10 protein-coding genes and 1 pseudogene are annotated in these 15,474 nt (G+C 71.8%); 8 read left to right on the top strand and 3 right to left on the bottom strand.

Annotation, left to right across the window (positions count from 1 at the left end):
• Positions 1-57: 57 nt before the first annotated feature.
• The 4 genes and pseudogenes from ABD883_RS05040 to glgB all read left to right on the top strand — a co-directional run.
• The gene (locus ABD883_RS05040; protein WP_345030394.1) at positions 58-1,191 is read left to right on the top strand and encodes a universal stress protein; all 1,134 of its coding nucleotides are present in this window, start codon (positions 58-60) and stop codon (positions 1,189-1,191) included.
• 185 nt (positions 1,192-1,376) lie between these two features.
• On the top strand, positions 1,377-3,491 hold the full coding sequence (locus tag ABD883_RS05035; RefSeq protein WP_345030392.1) for an alpha-1,4-glucan--maltose-1-phosphate maltosyltransferase: 2,115 nt from the start codon (positions 1,377-1,379) through the stop codon (positions 3,489-3,491).
• Between the two features lie 249 nt (positions 3,492-3,740).
• Complete coding sequence (locus ABD883_RS05030; protein WP_345030389.1) at positions 3,741-6,089, top strand: maltokinase N-terminal cap-like domain-containing protein; 2,349 nt, start codon at positions 3,741-3,743, stop codon at positions 6,087-6,089.
• Between the two features lie 66 nt (positions 6,090-6,155).
• Positions 6,156-8,306 (top strand): annotated as a pseudogene (gene glgB, locus ABD883_RS05025) (1,4-alpha-glucan branching protein GlgB); the annotation flags it as partial.
• Positions 8,307-8,445: 139 nt separating this feature from the next.
• Here the strand turns inward: glgB and ABD883_RS05020 are convergent.
• Together ABD883_RS05020 and ABD883_RS05015 are read right to left on the bottom strand one after the other, a co-directional pair.
• Positions 8,446-9,252 carry a VOC family protein gene (locus ABD883_RS05020; protein WP_345030386.1) on the bottom strand — a complete coding sequence of 269 codons (807 nt, stop codon included), beginning with the start codon at positions 9,250-9,252 and terminating at the stop codon, positions 8,446-8,448.
• 281 nt (positions 9,253-9,533) lie between these two features.
• Positions 9,534-10,127 carry a PDDEXK family nuclease gene (locus ABD883_RS05015; RefSeq protein WP_295690166.1) on the bottom strand — a complete coding sequence of 198 codons (594 nt, stop codon included), beginning with the start codon at positions 10,125-10,127 and terminating at the stop codon, positions 9,534-9,536.
• 270 nt (positions 10,128-10,397) lie between these two features.
• Between ABD883_RS05015 and ABD883_RS05010 the strand changes: the two genes are divergently transcribed.
• Complete coding sequence (locus tag ABD883_RS05010) at positions 10,398-10,964, top strand: hypothetical protein (RefSeq protein WP_345030382.1); 567 nt, start codon at positions 10,398-10,400, stop codon at positions 10,962-10,964.
• Positions 10,965-11,194: 230 nt separating this feature from the next.
• Here the strand turns inward: ABD883_RS05010 and ABD883_RS05005 are convergent, their stop codons facing one another.
• Positions 11,195-13,027 (bottom strand): gamma-glutamyltransferase, encoded by a 1,833-nt coding sequence (locus ABD883_RS05005; protein ID WP_345030379.1) that lies wholly within the window; start codon positions 13,025-13,027, stop codon positions 11,195-11,197.
• Positions 13,028-13,244: 217 nt separating this feature from the next.
• Here ABD883_RS05005 and ABD883_RS05000 point away from each other — a divergent pair, with 217 nt between their 5' ends.
• The 3 genes from ABD883_RS05000 (at position 13,245) to ABD883_RS04990 (ending at position 15,405) form a co-directional block, all read left to right on the top strand.
• Positions 13,245-13,991, top strand: coding sequence for a helix-turn-helix transcriptional regulator (locus ABD883_RS05000; RefSeq protein WP_345030377.1), 747 nt, complete (start codon positions 13,245-13,247; stop codon positions 13,989-13,991).
• Positions 13,992-14,116: 125 nt separating this feature from the next.
• Positions 14,117-14,929, top strand: coding sequence for a VOC family protein (locus tag ABD883_RS04995; protein ID WP_345030375.1), 813 nt, complete (start codon positions 14,117-14,119; stop codon positions 14,927-14,929).
• Positions 14,929-15,405 (top strand): VOC family protein, encoded by a 477-nt coding sequence (locus ABD883_RS04990; protein ID WP_345030373.1) that lies wholly within the window; start codon positions 14,929-14,931, stop codon positions 15,403-15,405. Before ABD883_RS04995 ends, ABD883_RS04990 begins: the two co-directional genes overlap by 1 nt.
• The last annotated feature ends 69 nt before the right edge of the window (positions 15,406-15,474 follow it).

Genomic DNA, 15,474 nt, shown 5'->3' with positions numbered 1-15,474 from the left:
ATCCGGCACGTACCCTTGTCGGGAGGCACCGATGGCGATGCCGCGAGGAGGAGCATCATGGCACCGGACACCTCCGGCCGGGAACCAGCGGCCGGCACCCCTGACCCTGTTGCGCGGGCTGCGGCCCTCGTCGGCGTGGACGGCTCCCTCAACGCCTCGCGCGCCTTCGACATCGCACTCGGGATCGCGTCGAGCCGCGACCTCGACATCGAGCTCGTCGGCGCCTTCACCTACCCGTTCTCCTACGTCGATCCCACCGACCCCGCCGTCGCCGACGAGCGCGCGGAGTTCCGGCGGGCCGTCGAGGCCCGGATCCGTGAGGCGACGGACCCGCTCGTCGCCCGCGCGGCGGACGCCGGCGTCGGGACCCGGCTCGAGATCCGCGAGGGGGATGCGGCCGGCGTCCTCATGCGGGCGAGCGAGGACGCGGTGTTCGGCGTCGTCGGCAAGCGCGGCCGGACCCCGTTCGGCGGGCGGTTCATGGGCAGCGTGTCCTCCTCCTTCGTGTCCCATGCGCGCTGTCCGGTCCTCGTCGTGCCCGAGGCATGGACCGGCGAGCCGGCTCAGGCGGCCGGTGCCCCCGAGGTCGAGGGAGTCGCCGGCGAGCCGGTGCCCGCGATCACCGCCGAGCTCCGCGCCCGCTCACCCGAGGCCGAGGTGCCCGCGCCCACCCACGCGCCTGCCCCTGCCGAAGACCCCGGTGCCCCGGCCGCGGTGACCTCGCCGGTCCCGCCCGACCTCGACTTCGCCGGCGCGGTCGTGCTCGCCGTCGACCCCGGCGACACGCGCAGCGACCTCGCACAGCGGGCCGCGGACTGGGCGGAGGAGGCCGGCCGCAGGCTCGCCCTCGTCTCCGCGCTCGCACTCGGCGTCGAATCGAGCACCTGGGTGCCCACCCGCAGCCAGCGGCCCCTGCTCGAAGCGCCCCGGGTGCGCGGTGCCGCGGTCGGCCGCCTCAAGGAGATCGCCGCCGCGGTCGCGGACTCCCACCCCGGTCTGCCGGTCGAATGGCGGTTCTACGACGGGCTGCCCGCCGAGGTCATCGGCGAGGCGACCCGGACCGCCTCGCTCGTCGTCATCGGCAGCCGCGGTCGCGGCGGGTTCGCCGGGCTGCTGCTCGGCTCCGTCAGCCGCGCCGTCCTCGCCCGCGCGGTGTGCCCCGTCCTCGTCGTGCCGGCACCGCGGGGCTGACGGCGCCGGGCCGACAGGTGCCCGAGTCGGGACGGTGCCGGGACGGGACGGCGCCGAGGCGGGCGCCGGGTCGAGCCGCGCCGGGCCGAGCCGCGCCGGGCTCGCCGTCACCGGCCCACGGACCGGCCCCGCCACCGGCCCGGAGGCATTCACACCGCATTCATCGCGCCGCTAGGGTGATGACCATGAGCCGTCCTAACGTGTCGCACGTGAGCACCCATTTCTCCCGCATCCCGATCCTCGACCCGCAGCCGCTCGTCGAGGGCGGCGTGTTCCCCGCTAAGGCGATCGTCGGCGAGACCGTGCCCGTCGCCGCCACGGTGTTCCGCGAGGGTCACGACATCATCGGCGTCAACGCCGTGCTCCGCGACGACACCGGGCGCGAGGTGCACCGCTCACTGCTCTTCAACACGATCGAGGACGTCGACCGCTACTCCGGCTTCGTCGTGCCGCGGGCCACCGGCCTCCATCACATCGTCATCGAAGGGTGGGGCGACGACTTCGCCACCTGGAAGCACCGCGCCGAGGTCAAGATCTCCGCGGGCACCGACGTCGAGCTCATGCTCGCCGAAGGGGTCGAACTCCTCGACGCCTACCGGAAGGCGCCGGGCCGGGTGGCCCGCGACCGCGACATCCTCAAGGAGGCGCTCGGGCACCTCGAGTCCTCCCGCGGCGAACCGCTCGAACGCCTGCAGCGCGCGCTCAGCCCCGCGCTCCTCGAGCTCATGACGCGCCGGCCGATCCGTTCGCTCATCTCCCGCTCCGCGCCGCTGCCGCTCCTGGTCTCCCGCCCGCTGGCCGGCAATGCCGCCTGGTACGAGTTCTTCCCCCGGTCCGAGGGTGCGCACTACGATCCCGGGTCGAAGACCTGGACCTCGGGCACTCTCCGCACCGCCGCAGAGAGCCTGCCGCGCGTCGCGGACATGGGATTCGACGTCATCTACCTGCCGCCCATCCACCCGATCGGCGAGGTCAACCGCAAGGGCCCGAACAACACGCTGACCGCCGGCCCGGAGGACCCGGGCTCGCCCTGGGCGGTCGGGTCGAAGGCCGGCGGCCACGACGCGATCCACCCCGAGCTCGGCACCGTCGCGGACTTCGAGCACTTCGTGACCCGCGCCCACGAGCTCGGCCTCGAGGTGGCGCTCGACCTCGCGCTCCAGGCCGCCCCGGACCACCCCTGGGCCACTGAGCACCCCGAGTACTTCACCACCCAGCTCGACGGCAGCATCGCCTATGCGGAGAACCCGCCCAAGAAGTACCAGGACATCTACCCCCTCAATTTCGACAACGACTACAAGGGCCTGCGCAAGGAGATCCTGCGGATCGTGCGGCTGTGGATCTCCCGCGGCGTCACGATCTTCCGCGTCGACAACCCCCACACCAAGCCGCTGCGCTTCTGGGAGTGGCTCATCCGCAAGGTCAACGCCGACCACCCCCACGTCGTGTTCCTCGCCGAGGCGTTCACCCGCCCGGCGATGATGCAGTCGCTCGCCAAGGCCGGGTTCCAGCAGTCGTACTCGTACTTCACCTGGCGCAACACCAAGGAGGAGATCGAGGACTACCTCACCGAGCTGCGCGACGACACCGGTGCGTTCCTGCGCCCGAACTTCTTCGTCAACACCCCGGACATCCTCACCGAGTACCTGCAGTACGGCGGGCCGGCGGCCTTCCGGATCCGCGCGGCGCTCGCGGCCACCTCGTCCCCGCTGTGGGGCATGTACGCCGGCTTCGAGCTCTACGAGCACGTCGCCCGGCCCGGGGCGGAGGAGTACATCGACAACGAGAAGTACGAGTTCAAGGACCGCGACTTCGCCGGGGCGCTCGCCGAGGGCCGCTCGCTCGCGCCGTACGTCACCCGACTCAACGCGATCCGGCGCGCCCACCCGGCGCTCGGGGAGCTGCGCAACATCACCTTCCACACCTCGGACGACGATGCGGTGCTCGTGTTCTCCAAGCGCACCGGCGAGGACGTCCTCGTCGTCGTCCTCAACGTCGACCCGCATGCCACCCGGGAGACCATGGTCCACCTCGATCTCGACGCACTGCGGCCGTTCTCCCTCTTCACCGAGGCACCCCCCGGCCACACGACGATCGCCCCCGACGACGTCGAGCACCCCGAGGGCAAGGTCGAGTACCATCCGCCGGTGCCGCTGCCGGCCTCCCGCACGGCCACGGAGTTCGAGGCCCACGACCTCATCACCGAGCAGACGTGGAGGTGGGGTGCGGACAACTACGTCCGCCTCGACCCGCGCGACGAGCCCGCCCACATCCTCGAGGTGCGCTGGCCGCAGGACTGAGCGCCGGCCGCCGGTCCGGGCCGGGTCCTGGGGATGGGCGCCGGCCGCGGGGTCCGGATCCGGCTGGTGCCGGCCACGGGGTGCCGATCCGCCTGCATGTCCGAGTGCCGGCCACGGGGCCGAGGCGCGGGCTCGCTCCCGTGATCGGACCGGGCGGGCGAATCTGCAGGCCGCGGGGCGCGTTCGCCCGCGCGTGCCGTCGCCTTCGCTAGAGTGGGGGCAGGCATTTCAACGGCAAGGGGGACATCGGTGGCCATCAGCAGTGATCTGGAGCAGCTGCTCTCCTCGTGGTTGCCGCGCCAGGGGTGGTTCCCCAAGCTCGAGACCGAGCTCGGGGCCGACCCGGACATCACCCCGATGTCCGTCACCCAGCTCTTCGAGTTCGACACCGACGCGGTCGCGGGTGCGAACCAGGACGCCCCCGGGGCCGGGTCGCCGGACGCGGATCCGGCAGGCGGGACGGCGGCCGAGGCGCACCTCGCCGGACGGTCGGACGCCGACCGCACCGACTCCCCACGCTCAGGTGCCGGGCGTGCGGGCACCGAGACCGAGCACTACCGCATCATCGACAACCGCACGCCGCAGCCGGAACCGGCGGCGCAGCCCCCGACTGCCGGTGCTTCGCCGACCCCCGGTCCGCTGCGGGCGTTCGGCACCGTGCAGGGCCACCAGGCGATCATCTCCGTGGGCGACGGACGCACCCTGCGCCGTCTCAACATCCCCCTGTCGTTCCGCACGCAGGAGGACTACGCACTCCGTCCGCATCTCATCGGCACCGTCGACGACATCACGCTCGGCCGCTGCTACGTCTACGACGGCACCGCCGACCCCGTGTTCGTCCTCGCCTACGCCCAGGCCATGGCGACCGGGCACCGGTTCCAGGGCGGTCAGGTGCAGGCCGATCGCGTCGGCGAGCACGAGCACCTCTTCGCCCGGCTCGACGATCCCGAGTCGCTCCTGGCCCACTCCGAGGTCATCCGCCTCGGACTCATCGACAGCCGCACGAACGAGTCGAGCGTCGTCATCGACGACCCGGCCGACCCCTGCGTGCTCACCTTCTTCCGCGTCATCCGCCCTGGTCTGAGCTCCGCGGTGCGGATCCCGGTCGCACTCACCGAAGCCGAATCCGGTGCCGTGCCCGAGGTCATCGGCTGGTCGGCCGGCCGCTGGTTCGACGCCGCCGACCTCGACACCCAGAGCGCCCCGCTGGCGATCCTCAGCCGCACCGAGCGCGAATCGCAGCCCGCCTGGCGCGAGGCCGTCGAGATCGCCTGCACCGTGGACTCCGGCTCGCTCGGCTCCTACAACAAGCGGGCGATGGCGCTCGGCGCCCGGGTGGGCGAGCTCCACCTCGACCTCGCCGCGGAGTTCGGCGTCGTGCGCAGCACCGGCGAACCCACCGCGGACTGGGTGAAGAAGTGGCAGGAGCGGGTGGACTGGGCGCTCGCCCGCGCTCCGCTCGCGCTCGGCTCGCTCGGCACCCGCCTGCGCGCTCATCGGGATGCGCTCGGCGAGCTCACGACGCTGGGCGGGCTGCAGCGGATCCACGGCGAGCTCACCCTCAACCAGGTGGTGACGAGCCCCGCTGCCGGCTTCCGGGTGGTGAACTTCTCCGAGGACACGCAGGAGTTCCCCAAGCCCCCGGCGATCGACCTCGTCGCCCTGCTCCGCAGCATCGACTACGCCGCCGGATACGCCCGGCTCCGCCGCACCGGCGCCCTCGAACTCGACGCGCAGCCCGTGGTGCTCGGATTCTCCGGCCTCGAGGAATCGGGCGAGTCCATGCAGGAGGTCGTCGACTCCCCGGAGTACCTGTGGTCCTCGCAGGCACAGAACTCGCTCCTCACCGGCTACTCGCACGCGGTCAACGCCTCCGTCGGCCTCCACGACCCGGTGCTGCGCGCGGTGCTCGTCGACCGCCTCCTCGTCGAGGTCGTCACCGAGCTCCGCAACCGCCCCACCTGGCTCATCGTCCCGCTCGCGACGCTCACCCTGCTGCTCGGCGGCCGGCTCGAGCACGACGTGCCCACCGCGGACGAGGAGGGCGCCGCCCGCGCCTGGGCCGCCCCGGCCACCGCCGCGGAGGTCAGCGCCGAGCAGTTCTCGCAGGCCTCGGTGGACCAGGCCCCCGTCATCCCGCCCGAGGAGGACCGCGCCCAGGAGAAGACCCCCACGCAGGCGGAGGCCTCGCAGGGGACCCCCGCGAATGCGGCCCCTGCGGAGGTGACCGTCGCAGACGAGGTGGCTCCCACGGAGGAATCCGCGGGAGAGCCGGCGGCTGCTGAGCCGGCGGCTGCTGGGGCGGTCCCCGGACCGGTCGAGAATGTGGACCCGGAGCCTGCCTCGGACGCGGATCCCGTGCCTGCCGCGACTCCGGAGTCGGCGCCCGCCTCGGCTTCGGAACCCGCCCCCGCGGATTCCGTGCCGAGCGCCTTCGAGGGTCTGTCCCCGGATCCCGACGACCCGGACGACGAGCTCGACCAGGAGGTCGCGGAACCGCCCGCACCCCAGCGCCCCGACACCGACCCGACGGCGGACGCCGCACCCCCGATGCCGGCGCGGCCGCCCGCCCCGCCGCGCTTCGGATTCGACCGCTGATGCGGACCACCCCAGACGCGGATCCGCGCACAGGAGGATGACGGAACCATGAGCGAACTCACCCCCGAGCTGCTCGACACGATCGCGGCGGGAGCGCACTACGACCCGCACGGCGAGCTCGGCGCCCACCGCCTCGACGCGGAGCACGTCGTCGTGCGCACCGTCGCCCACATGGCCGACTCCGTCGCCGTGGTCGTCGACGGCGAGCACATCCCTGCCGAACACGTGCGCAGCGGCGTCTGGGAGGCCCGCCTGGCCCGTGCGGACGTCCCCGACTACCGCCTCGCGATCGACTGGGGCTCCGGCCCCGTCGTCACCGACGACCCCTACCGCTTCCTCCCGACCGTCGGCGAGCTCGACCTCCACCTCGTCGCCGAGGGCCGCCACGAGAAGCTGTGGATGGTGCTCGGCGCGCACCGCCGGACCTTCGACGGCCTCGGCGGCCCTGCGATCTCCGGCACGAGCTTCGCCGTGTGGGCACCGAACGCCCGCGCGGTCCAGGTGATCGGGAGCTTCAACGGCTGGGACGGCCGTGCTCATGCGATGCGCTCGCTCGGTGTCACCGGCGTGTGGGAGATCTTCGTCCCCGGCCTCGGCACCGGCGAGATCTACAAGTTCCGGATCCTCACCCGCGACGGCCGCTGGGTGGAGAAGGCCGACCCGCTCGCCCGGGCCGCCGAGGTGCCGCCGGGCACCGCCTCGGTGATCGCCGACTCGGAGTACACCTTCCGCGACGCCGGCTGGATCGCCGCGCGCGACGCCTCCGTTCCGACCGACCGCCCGATGGCCACCTACGAGGTCCACCTCGGCTCCTGGCGCCTGGGCCTGGGCTACCGGGAGCTCGCCCGCGAGCTGGTCGACTACGTGTCCGAGCTCGGCTTCACCCACGTCGAATTCATGCCCGTCGCCGAACACCCCTTCGGCGGTTCCTGGGGGTACCAGGTCACCTCGTACTACGCCCCGACCTCCCGGTTCGGCTCCCCGGACGAGTTCCGTCACCTCGTCGATGCGCTCCACGAGGCCGGGATCGGAGTCGTCCTCGACTGGGTGCCCGCCCACTTCCCCAAGGACGAGTTCGCGCTCGCCCGGTTCGACGGCGAGCCGCTCTACGAGCACCCGGACCCGCGGCGCGGCGAGCACCCCGACTGGGGCACGCTGATCTTCGACTACGGCCGGCCCGAGGTGCGGAACTTCCTCGTCGCGAACGCGCTGTACTGGATCGAGGAGTTCCACATCGACGGGCTGCGCGTCGACGCGGTCGCCTCGATGCTCTACCTCGACTACTCGCGTGAGGACGGCCAGTGGCTGCCCAACGAGCACGGCGGGCGGGAGAACCTCGACGCGATCGCGCTGCTCCAGGAGGTCACCGCGACGGTCGGCAAGAAGCACCCCGGGGTCGCGATCATCGCCGAGGAGTCGACCGCGTTCCCCGGTGTCACCGCACCGACGTCCGGCGGCGGACTGGGCTTCGACCTCAAGTGGAACATGGGGTGGATGCACGATTCGCTCGGCTACATCGGACGCGACCCGATGTACCGCAGCTGGCACCACAACGACATCACCTTCTCGCTCGTCTACGCCTTCAGCGAACAGTACGTGCTCCCCATCTCCCACGACGAGGTGGTCCATGGCAAGGGCTCGCTGCTCGCTCGGTTCCCCGGGGACCGCTGGCAGCAGCTCGCCGGGGTGCGCTCCTTCTTCGCGTACCAGTGGGCGCACCCGGGCAAGAAGCTCGTGTTCATGGGCTCGGAGTTCGGCCAGGAGGCCGAGTGGTCCGAGCAGCACGGCCTCGACTGGTGGCTGGCCGACATCCCCGGCCACCGCGGGGTGCAGCGGCTCGTGGCCGACCTCAATCAGCTGTACCAGGACACCCCGGCGCTGTGGGAGCAGGACGGGGTGCAGGCCGGGTTCCAGTGGCTCAACGGGGCCGACTCCGGGAACTCCGTGCTGTCCTTCGTCCGCTGGTCGACCTCCGGGGAGCCGCTCGTGTGCGTGGTGAACTTCTCCGGGCGGACGCTGGGCGACTACCGGATCCCGCTGCCGTTCGGCGGGGTGTGGACCGAGCGCCTCAATACCGACGCCGAGGCCTACGGCGGCTCCGACGTGGGCAACATGGGGTGGATCGACGGCGAGCCCGGGGGATTCAACGGCTTCGACGCCTCCGCCGAGGTCACCGTGCCCGCCCTCGGCGCCCTGTACTTCACCCCCGGGCGCTGAGCCCGGGGCGGCCGCACGGGGCGGGTCTGGTGCACGGGGCGCTCACGGACGCCGCTCCACACCGCGAACTGCGCGGTATCCGGAACCAGGCGCGCAATTGCGCGGCCGCATTCGGATACCGCGCAGTTCGCGTTCGATGTCACTGCCCGCCGATGGCGAAGATCGTCGCGCCGCGCGGGTCCGCAAAGGCGGAGATGAAGCCGTAGGGCGAGGGGTCGGCGTCCATCATCGCGAACGCGCCGAGGTCGACCGCGCGGCGCAGCGTGTCACCGGCGGAGTCGACGAGGTAGCACGTGTTCCAGGTGCTCGGCTGCTCGGGTGGGTACACCTGGGACACGTCCATCATCCCGAACAGGTAGTCGCCCTCGGGTCCCTTCGCGCTCGCATAGGTGTCGGGGAATCCCTCGGGCTGCTCGAACTCGACGCCGAGCCAGCGGCTGTAGAAGGCCCGGGCCGCGTCGAAGTCCTTGGTGTGCAGGTCGAACCAGGCTGGGCAGCCGGGCTGGGCGGCCGCCCCGAACCCGCGATGCGTGCCGGGCTGCCACAGCCCGACGACCGCGCCGGCGGGGTCGTGGAGCAGCGCCATCGTGCCCTGCTCACCGACGTCGGTCGGCTCAATGATCGCGGTGGCGCCCAGGTGGAGTGCCTCGTCGAAACTCTGCTCGATGTCGTCGAAGTGGAGATAGAGGTGCCAGACGGAGCGCTGGGACCCGGCGTCGTGGTGCGCCGGAGCGTCGGAGGGCGAGGTGTCGTCCATCGCAGCGCCGAGGCCGGCGACGGCGACCGGTCCGGAGTCGGTGCGCGCGGATGCGATGCGGTAGTCGCCGTGTTCCGGTCCCTGGGATTCGATGTCCCAGCCGAAGACCTCGCGGTAGAACGTCACCGAGGCGTCGACCTCGGGTGTGCTGAGCCCGGCCCAGCAGGGCTGTCCGTTGATGAAATTCATGGCGATCCTCCTGCTCGGGAACGGTGCGTGCTTCCAGTGTGCCCCCGAAAGCGCCGGCCAGGGTGGTGCCGAAGCGAGAATTCACCTTGCGCCGCAGGTGGGCGGGGTGAGCCGGGTCGTTCAGCCGACCCGGGCGGAGCCGTCGGCGCGGGCGGTGGCGCGGGCGTGGTCCTGTCATCGAACTGCGCGGTATCCGAAGGGCGCCGCGCAATTGCGCGCTCGGTTTCGGATACCGCGCAGTCGGGTGACGCCGAGCCGCCGGCGCCCCGAACCTACAGCACTCACAGGAGGCCCATGCGCATGAGCGCGCGGCGGAACCGGTGGACATCGATGACGTCGGCCCACGTGAGTCGCGCGACCGTGTACCCGCATTCGCGGATGCGCTGTTCGCGCTCCTTCTCGTCGAGCAGGACGTCGCGCCGCATGAGGTTGGGATCCGCGGCGGACGCGTACTTGCCCAGCCCGTCGACCTCGATGACCAGTCGTCTGCTCTGAAGCAGGAAGTCCACCTGCGCGACGCGGAACCCGTGCCGATCCTCGATCCACACCTGCTGCTGGACTCCCTCGACGCCGAGGTGGTGGAACCCCACAGTGGCCAAGCTCTCCGCCGGTGATTCGGCGAGCCCGGTCGCCCACTCGAATGCAGTGAGGAGTCGACGACGCCCGGGACCGTGGCCGGTCGATTCGATGATCTCAGCGAGCGTCTCCCTGCGGGCTGCGATCGCCTCGGGCTCCGGCGGGAACTCGCCCCTGCGCCGGTCCGCGGCACCGACGCGTTCGCCGCGGGCGAGGAAGGCGTCGAGCGCGACGACACCGGTCTGGATGCCGCTGTCGCGAGCCAGGTCGACCACGGTGCGCGCTCGTGTGGTGATCATCCGATCGGCACCGGCCGTCGCTGCGGATCCTGATTCGGTCGAAGGCGCCTGCGGCGAGAGCGATCGTATCGATGCACCCGTGGACCGGATGGCCGCCGTCGCCGGGCCGGGCCCGTGAATGGCCGCCGCAGAGCCGGTCGCCACGACCCTCACTGTTGAGCGATCCGGGGCAGGCGTCCCGGTGGTTCCCGGGTTATCGGGGGCTGGTACTGGCGGCGCCGGCAGGGCGGGCGCCTCGGCGGCTGTCTGATCGTCGAGAACGGGTGATCGGTGAGCGAGGACCTCGATGATGGACATCGTGTGCGCAGCGTCCACGATGCGCTGGCGTCGGTGGATCGATCTCGCGCTGCGGCTGCGCCGGGGGTTGACCAGCTCGATGCGGTTCGGCTCCGGGCCGATGTACGGAATCCCGAGAAGCAGACCAGCGGAGCGGTGGCTCACCGTGTCATCCGGACACAGCGATTCGTGGGCGAGCACCCAGCCGAGGTGGCGGCGGCGGAGGTATCGGCGCCAGCGCGGGTCGCTGCTACGGGGTGTGCCCACCGCGGATCCGCGCGGGCGCAGGCCTCCCGGGTCGTCGACGAAGTACCCGAACGGGCGATGCCCAGGGACACCGCACTGCGCGATGACTTCGAAGACTCCGTGCGACAGGCGGTCGATGCAGCAGGACAGCGCGGTTCGGATGCGATGTTCAGCCGAGGGGTGATGGGCGATGTCGCGATACGTGAAGACGTTGTACATGCGCCGATGGTGCGTGCGGTCGAATGCGACGGGAAGTGCGGCGACGGCGATGTGGATACGGGTGCTCGTTCCACAGGCGAGGAGTCGCAGCCGTGAGCAGGGATTCCACACGTGCACCGCACATCGGTGGGGTCGAGCACGAGCCGACTGCGCGGTATCCGGTGATCACCGCGCAATTGCGTGTTCGGTTTCGGATACCGCGCAGTTGGGCGGAGCGACCCGCCCACCGGCGCGGGAAAGGTCAGGCGCGGGAAAGGTCAGGCGCGGGAAAGGTCAGGCGCGGGAAAGGTCAGGCACGGGCAAGTACGGGTTCGCCGCCCGGCCGCTCAGCCCACCCAGGCGGAGCCGTCGGCGCGGGGGTCCGAGGCGGCCTCGGGCGTCTCCCCGCGCAGGTCGATGACATTCGCGTGGCCCATCCAGTCGGTGCGCGGGGCGGTCCACTGCACCGGCTCCGGGCTCGAGCGCTCGAGCTCCGCGACGGCCTCGGCGGGGACGTCCTCCTCTGCATGGACGGACTGCGGGGTGTCGTCCGGATGGCGAACGCCGGTCACCCAGCGGGGCAGCGCGACGGCCTCGGCCGCGGTGCCGCCGCGCACGAGGTGCGTGAACAGGCGGGCGTGGATCTGCGCCTGGGCCTTGCCGCCCATCGTCGCCTGCACGAGGGCCGGGCGGCCGGTCGGGTCGGTGACGATGACCGGCATGAGCGTGTGCGCGGGCCGCGTCCGGCCCCGGACCAGCTGCGGTGAGTCCGGGTCGAGGGAGAACATCGAGCCCCGGTTCTGGAACACGATCCCGGTGTGCGGGTCGAGGCAGCGCGAGCCGAACGCGGAGTACAGGCTCTGGATGAGGGAGATGCTCACCTCCCCGTCGCTCGCCGCGATCCCCACGGTGTCCCCGTCGGCCGGCGGGGTGGCGTCGGGTCGTACGGTGTCGGCCGGGGAGGCGCCGCCGGTGGGAAAGGCGGAGCCGGCGGCAGAGGCGTTGCCGGTGGGGGAGGCGCCGGGGTCACCGCTGCCGAGGCGCCCCGAGCGGTCGAGGAGGAGCGCCGGATCGGTGTCCTCGGCGAGGACGGAGTCGCGCAGCGCATCCGAGGCGGCGAAGGACCCGGTCCAGATGCGGGCGAGCGCGGCGTCGGTCAGAGCGCCGTCGTCGATACTGTCGGCACCGCTGGACCCATTGCCACCACCGGACTCGCCGGTACCACCGGACTCGCCGACACCACTGGCCCCGACACTGTCGGACCCAGCGGCACCGCCGACACCGTCGGGCCCCGCAGCGCCACGGGGCTCGGCGGCCTCGCCGAGCTCATCGAGGTACCGCAGGAGTGCGAACCCCTGGCACGGCGCGCCACCGGTGTTCACCGTGAGCCCGGCGAACTCGGTGCTCAGCGGTTCACCGATGTGCACCGTGTAGTCGGCGAGGTCCTCCGCCGCGAAGTCCGGCCGTACCTGCTGGAGGTAGGCGAGCACGTCCGCGGCGACCGCGCCGTCGTAGAAGTCGTCCGGGCCGGCCTCGGCGAGACGGGTGAGAGTGCGGGCGAGCGCCGGGTTGGACGCCTGCTCGGCCTCCGCCCAGTCGGGTCCGAACATCGCCTCGACGAAGGCGAGTCCCTCCGGCCCCGAGGCGGCCGTCCGGTCGATCGCCCCGCGCAGCGACTCGCTGATCGGGTAGCCGTCGCGGGCGCAGGCGATGGCCGGTTCGAGCAGACGCGCCCAGGGAAGCCTGCCGTAGGTGTCGTGCAGGTGCTTCCACCCGCGCAGCGTGCCGGGGACGGTGATGGATTCCGGGCCGAAGGCGGGCACCCGCCCACTCGTGCCCCATGCCGCCGGGTCGACGGCGCGCGGGGCGTACCCGAACCCGTCGACGAGCTCGAGCGTGGTCTGCGATCCGGCGCCCGGGGCGGGTGCCGCTGACGTGGGCGGGTCCCCGTCCGCACCCGCATCCGCGGCGGCGGTGCGCGCGACGAGTGCGATGAGGTCCCCGCCGATCGCCGTGTTGTGCGGGTAGACGACGGTGAGCACGGCATCGGCGGCGATCGCCGCGTCCACGGCGGAGCCGCCGTCGGCGAACGCCTGCCGACCGGCTTCGGTGGCGAGCGTGTGCGGGGTGGCGATGGCGCGTACGGCCCCGACGGTGGGGGCGGCAGTCTGAGCAGTCATGATGCTGTCCACCCTAGCCGCGGCCGAGGCCTCCGTCACCGGTTCCGCGCCCGGCCGGAGCCTCGCGCGGCGCGCACTGCCGGCGCTCCACATCTCCACGACCCCTCCACGCATCCCTGCGCCCGGTTCGTGCGGAGCACCGCACACCGTGCCGCCGATCCCACCGGCGGCGCAGAGCGCCCTGCCGCACCGGCGGGAGAGGTCGTACAGTGGTGGCATGAGTCACACCACGGCTCTCTCCGCTATCGCGTTCATGCGCCGCCTCCACGCGGACCGGATCACCGTCGACGACGTCGCTGATCACGTCGGCTACAGCCCGGCCCACTTCTCCCGTGCGTTCGCACAGGTCACCTCCCTGAGCCCCGGGCAGTACCTCGCCGCGGTCCGCTTCGATGCCGCCAAGCGCCTGCTGCTGGCCGAGGACTTCGCCGTGTCCGAGGTGTGTGCCGCCGTCGGCTTCGACTCGCTGCCGACCTTCACCCGCCGCTTCTCCCGCGCCGTCGGCACCACCCCGGCCGCGCTGCGCCGGCTCGCCGAGAGCGTCGGCGAGCAGCCGCCTCGGCCGTTCGAGCAGACCCGCGGAGGCCACGCCCCGGTGCGGGTGCGGATCCGCTACCCGGACGACGGATGGGGCGGCGCAGACACCTGGTTGGGCTGGTATCCGCAGCCGGCACCCATCGGCCTGCCCGCCGCGGGTGTGCTCGTGCGGGACCGAGAGCTCGTCGACCTGCCCCTGTGCCCCGGGAACCCGTGGCTGCTCGCCTTCGTCGTGCCGCCCGCAGCGCAGGTGAGCGACCACTTCGCACTCGGTCGTCCCGTCGTCGCGGTCCACCGCACCCCCCTCACCCAACCGTTGCCGGCCGGAGCCGAGGTGACGCTCGACCTCGGCCCGGCGCCGGGCACCTCGGCGCCCCTGCTGTCCGCCCTGCCGGTGCTGTGGGCGCAGGAGCGCAGGAACGGATAATCACGCCCGCCCGTACGGGCTTACCGTGGGGAACACCGACAGGGCCGGAATCAACCGATTCCGGACACGGACACAACGGACCGCCGATCGCAGCGACCGGCGCGATGGAGAGAGAAGGCACGACCATGGCACGTCCGACCGGAGAGCCCACCTGGCTCGAGTACAGTGCGAACGGGATCGCAGATCCCATGGACTTCTACCGACAGATCTTCGGCTGGGAGTTCGATGATCTGGGCCCGGAGATGAATCACTACTGCATGGCCGTCGCAGAGGGCAGCCGCCAGTCCGGGTTCATGGACACCACCGGGATGACCTGTCCGGACGGCGAGGAACTCACCCCCACGTGGGACGTCTACCTCGCCGTGGACAGCGTGGACGAGCGCCTCGAGAAGGCCCGCGCGAACGGTGCCCGGGTGGTCGTCGAGCCCGCCCGGATGGAGGGCGTGGGGACCTTCACCGGGATCTGCGATCCCACCGGGGCGTTCGTGGGACTGTGGGAGGACGGCGGCTTCGAGGGCTACGTGTTCTCCGGCAAGCCGGGCACCCCGGTGTGGTTCGAACTCATGAGCATGGACTTCGACGCCTCGGCGGCCTTCTACTCCGCGGTCTTCGACTTCGACATCACGCTCATGGACAGCGATGAGGACGACCCGCAGCCCGACCTCCGGTACGCGACGAACGCACCCGGGGAGAAGGCGAGCGCCGGGATGTGCGAGGCGAAGGAATGGTTCCCCGCCGGCACGAAATCGTTCTGGCGGCCGTACTTCGGGGTCGCCGACGCCGATGCGACCGTCGCCGCGATCGAGAAGGCCGGCGGGAAGCTGCTCGACGGGCCGATCGACTCCCCGTTCGGCCGGGTCGCGACCGTCGCGGACCCGAAAGGCGCGAGCTTCCAGATCAACCAGCCGCTCCCCGGCGGCCCGGGAGCGGGATCCTGATGGCCGTCGTCGACACGATCACCCCGTTCCTCTGGTTCGCGGACTGCGCCGAGGAGGCGATGGAGTACTACGTCTCCGTGTTCCCCGACTCCTCGATCGACGAGATCATGCGCTACTCCGCCGACCTCGAAGTCATGGGGGAGCAGTTCCAGGGTATGGCCGGGAAGGTCAACGCTGCGTGGTTCACGCTGGCCGGCCGGAGGTTCGGCTGCCTGGACGGCGGGCCGTACTTCACCATCACCGAGGCGGTGTCGTTCGCGATCGCGTGTGCCGACCAGGCGGAGATCGACCACTACTGGGAGAAGCTCTCCCACGTCCCGGAATCGGAGCAGTGCGGCTGGTGCAAGGACCGGTTCGGAGTGTCATGGCAGGTGGTGCCGGCGCGGATGAGTGAGCTCGTCCGGACGCCGGCGCAGATGCAGGCGATGCTCGGGATGGAGAAGATCGTCATCGCCGACCTCGAGGCCGCGGGCTGAGTCGTCTGGCCGGCTGACCCGTTCGAGTGAACCGTCCGTCCGGATGACTCGCATCATCCAACTGCGCGG

This window comes from Brevibacterium pityocampae, assembly GCF_039541555.1.
Taxonomy (GTDB): Bacteria; Actinomycetota; Actinomycetes; order Actinomycetales; family Brevibacteriaceae; genus Brevibacterium; species Brevibacterium pityocampae.
The sequence above is the reverse complement of the archived record's forward strand: the minus strand, read 5'-3'. Positions and strand labels throughout refer to the sequence as shown.